Raw genomic sequence first — 4,475 nt, 5'->3', positions numbered from 1 at the left:
GTGCTGTTCTACGACACGGATGTAGAGCAGAAGATTGCGGCCGATGGATGGTCAGAGTGGAGCGGCCGCCTGAAGACCAGCAACTACCGGGAGTACAAGTCCCATGGTCCCGGGGTGAACGACGGGCATAGGATCGTCAGCTATCCGCCGCTCACGTCCGGCGAGGAAAAGTCCTGGACACCGTCTGGGCTGCTTGGCGCTCCGGATCGCTGGGACCCGGTGGCAGCAGTGGCTCGGCTGCGCAAACTGGTTCGCTAGTTATTGGTCTGACCATTGCCCTATTGAAACTATTTCAAAAAGCATCCTCCCGCCGCTCAGGAGGAAGGGCCGTAAAGCCCGTTGCCGGGCCTTTTCTGTTTGCTGGAAGTCTCTGGAAATAAAGAGGAAAAAGTTCTCTACACGGGCGACGGTAAGGCGGTCTATGTGGCTCCACTCATGGAGATCAATCGAAACGCTTCAATTAATCGAAACTACCGATTAAACCTGACATTTCATCGGTAACTTGCCTACAGTTACCGAACCGTTTCAATGCGGAAAACTTTGTTTGACTCTCATGTTTTCACAAGCGTAACATTCGCACACTCTCGAATTTCGAGACCGAGCCGGCGCATGAGGGTAGGCGCACGGCGGATGATCGCGGCGAACGTATGCCAGCGAGTTCACTTTTAGGAGTAACCAATGACGTTTCGTTCTTCAATATCTCGACTAACGCTTGCAGTTGGTCTGACCAAAGGGGTCGCTCGCTGTGTGACACCTCTGGCTCTGGCTGCAGTGCTATCGGTCTCTGCCAGCGCGCAACTTGCCGGTAAGGGATCGATCAATGGCCGCATCGTAGATGGCACGGGTGCTGTGGTGCCCGATGCGTCTGTCACGATCACCGACATCGGCACCAATAAGAAGCTGACGGTGCAAACGAACCCGTCCGGTGAGTACACGTTTTCTCTTGATCCGGGTAAGTACACCATCATCGTCTCGCGGCAGGGCTTCAAGACTGTTACGCAGGAAAACGTCAACGTAAACGCGCTGCAGACCTTTTCAGTGGATCTGACCCTGCCAACCGGTGAGGCGACTGAGTCTGTGACTGTCTCCGACGCTCCTCCGACGCTCGAGACCTCGAACGCAACTCTGGGTGTGACCATCGAGCAGGAGCAGTATTCTGCTCTTCCGCTGATTCAGGATGGCGGCGGTCAACGCCGCGCGACCGACTTTGCGTCATTGCTGCCGGGCGTCAGCGCTCAGGTAACAAATGGCAATCAGACCACCAACGCCGGTATCGTGAATGGCGGCGGTAGCCGTGGCGCTGTTTCGGCAATCTACATCAACGGTGTACCAATTACTTCGGTAGCTGGAGAAGGTGACCCGCGCTTCGTCTGGACCTCCATGGCCGTTGACGCGATTGAGCAATTTCAGGTGCAGACCGTCGGCTATTCGGCGATCTATGAAGGCCAGGGTGTTCAGAACTACGTGGTCAAGCGTGGTACGAACCGTATCCACGGTGCGGCCTACGACTACTTCCGTGATACCGGGCTGGACACATGGGGTTTCCAGAAGACCACCAACCCGCTGACGGGACAACTCCAGAAGCCTACAGAGCACCAGCACGAGTACGGGCTCTTCGTCGGTTTCCCAATCATCAAGGACAAGCTATTTGTCTTCGGTGGTTATGAAGGATATCGGTTTTCCCGGCAGGTCCCATTTCAGTCGATGACGATTCCGACGCTGAAGATGCGTCAGGGTGACTTTACTGAACTGGCAACCGGTTGCACCGCGTCCAGCAATCCTGCCTCTGGCTGCCTTTATGATCCTGACACGACCACTGTCTCAGGCGGCGGTTACAAGCGTAATGGGTTTGCGGGAAATATCATTCCGGTTTCGCGCCAGTCCGCCGTGGCACGCCGACTCCAGTCGTACCTCCCGGCCCCGACGACCAACACGGTCAACAATAACTACCTCGTGAACTACAAGACAGGTCTGAGCAACTGGACTACGACGAACCGTATTGATTACACGATCAACAGCAAGCAGGCTCTTTCGGTAGTACTCGCCTGGGGCCGTCAGTCAACGACAGCCCCTGCCGCTGTGACAGTTTCGTCCTCGTCCAACGGTATGCCGCCGCCGTACATTTCATCACAGCAGTTTGCTCCGAAGACGAAGGTATTTCTCTTCGAACACRCCTACGCGATCACGCCGCGCATCACGAATCAGATCAACTACGCCTTCGGTCGCTATGACGGCCCTGGATTTAACCAGGACATCGGCAATGGCTGGGGCGCTGCTGCAAATGGAATTTCTGGTCTGCCCACTGGACAGGCTCAGGATTCATTTCCGACCGTAACCTTCACTGGCAATACCAACATCAATCGTTGGGCTGGCTATTCCAGCAATCGTCCGGTTGCGAACGGCTTCGTGCTGGTCGATAACCTGCAGTACACCAAGGGCAATCACACGTTCACCTTCGGCGCGCAGATTGCATGGATGCAGTACAACTTCCTTAATAATGCGACCGGTGTGAACCCGCTGCAGTTGACCTTCAACAGCACAGCCACTGGCGCTTTCACTGTTACGAACGGTAATCCCACCACTGCCGTCAATTCGTCCACCGGTCAGGCGTACGGCAGCTACCTGATTGGTGCAGTCAACACTGGTACATTCACTCTGTCTGCCGTCCCGGAGACGGGTGCGCGCTTCCGTCCGATCTCGCCTTATGTTCAGGACAACTGGAAGATTACCTCGAAGCTGACTCTGGATCTGGGTGTGCGTTTCGACTACTTCCCAAGCTACCGTGAAGTGAAGAACCGGTTTGCCTATTTCGATCCGAACGCAACCAATCCGGTGGTTGGAATCAAGGGTGCGGTCGCTTTCGGCGGCTACGGTTCCGGTAAGTGCAATTGCGATCGGCCGGTGAATGACTACTTCAAAGGCTTCAGCCCGCGCGTTGGTTTTGCGTACCAGCTCGACCCGAAAACGGTTATTCGCGGAAGCTATAGCGTTATCTATACCCATGGAAACGCGAATGGCGGCAGCGCCACCGCCCGTCAGGGGGTTGGTCTGCTGGGCTATAGCGTGAGCCCCAGCACAACCTTCACACAACCTACTTCCGGACAGGTCGGTTCGCAGTACTGGAAGCTTGATACAACCTTCCCGTCGTACGCAGCTCCTCCGAACCTTGATCCGGCCATCGGTACCTACAACACCACACTCATTTCCAGCCCTGCTCAGACGCCTTCGTATGCAGATCCGAACTACGGCGGCCGTGCACCTCAGTTCATCAACTGGAACTTCGGTATCCAGCGTGAGCTCACTCCGAGCACTACGCTGACCATGAGTTATGTCGGTTCGAAGGGGCACTTCCTTCAGCCGGACAGCCTGAATGGCCGTGGCATTGCTTCGAACCAGCTCGACCCGAAGTATCTGACTCTCGGTTCGCTGCTCGGCTCGGCGGCATCATCGGCATCCGCTCGTGCCTCTGCAGGTGTAACGCTGCCGTATGCCAGTTTTGGCGGCGTAGGCAACCCGACAATTTCTCAATTGCTCAAGCCATTTCCGCAATACAACAGCATCAGCGATGCATATGGCTTTGTGGGTAATACCAGCTTCCATGCGCTGCAGATCTATATCACGAAGCGCCTGACCAACGGTCTCACGTTCATGACCAACTACCAGTGGTCACGTACGATCGATAACAACGGTACTTTCCGCTCGGGTTATGACATTCCGGCTTCTGTATCTTCTGACGGGCAGTTCCATGCCGCTCGTTCTCTTGATCAGAGCTTGTCTCTCGGAGATCAGCGCCACAAATTCGTGACGACCGGTGCGTATAACCTGCCTTTTGGTACCGGAGCGTTGGGCGGCGGCTCGCGCTGGTCTCGCGTTGCCTTCGGTGGCTTCCGTCTGTCGGGAATCTTCACGGCATACTCAGGGGCTCCCCTGTCGATCACAATGAACTCGTGCAATACAAACCCGTCTCAGAATGCCTGCTATCCGCAGATGAACCCCAGCTACGTTGGTAACGGGCGCCTGCAGAACGTAGGAGTACGTCCTCTTACATCGGCTGAAGTAGGGAGCAAGCAGTTCCTGGATCCGAATGCATTTGTCGCCTACGCCAATGCTCAGGCGCAGTACGACTACAAGTTCAGTACGACGGCACGCACGGCCCCGTATGCGGGTCTCTTCCAGCCTGGCAACTACAAACTGGATTTGAGCCTGCGTCGCGCGATCGATCTACCTCATGTGGGATCGTTCGAGTCGTCGAAGCTCGTTCTGGAAGCCGATTACTTCAACGTAACTAACCACACCCGCTTTGTGTACAGCCAGTCCAATGCTGTGTTGAACACGTTCGGTAGCTCCAGCTATGGAACGATGGTGGTCGACACCTCGGCGCCCATCAACCGCGCGTTGCAGCTTGCTGCCCGCATCGAGTTCTAACCCTCCAACTCGGAAAGCCGCCGGTTCGCCGGCGGCATTTCTTTGGCTAC

Annotated in this window: 1 protein-coding gene and 1 pseudogene; both read left to right on the top strand. The window is 55.8% G+C overall.

Going from position 1 to position 4,475, the window contains the following annotated elements; all coding sequences use genetic code 11:
• Positions 1 to 258, top strand: a pseudogene (locus AB4043_RS15920) (hypothetical protein); the annotation flags it as partial.
• Between the two features lie 420 nt (positions 259 to 678).
• Positions 679 to 4,425: a TonB-dependent receptor domain-containing protein gene (locus AB4043_RS15915; protein WP_442307490.1), complete on the top strand. Its 3,747-nt coding sequence runs from the start codon at positions 679 to 681 to the stop codon at positions 4,423 to 4,425.
• Positions 4,426 to 4,475 lie beyond the last annotated feature (50 nt).

The organism is Terriglobus sp. YAF25 (assembly GCF_052113305.1).
Lineage (GTDB): Bacteria > Acidobacteriota > Terriglobia > Terriglobales > Acidobacteriaceae > Terriglobus.
Note: the sequence above shows the minus strand (reverse complement) of the source record. Positions and strands in the feature narration are given on the sequence as shown.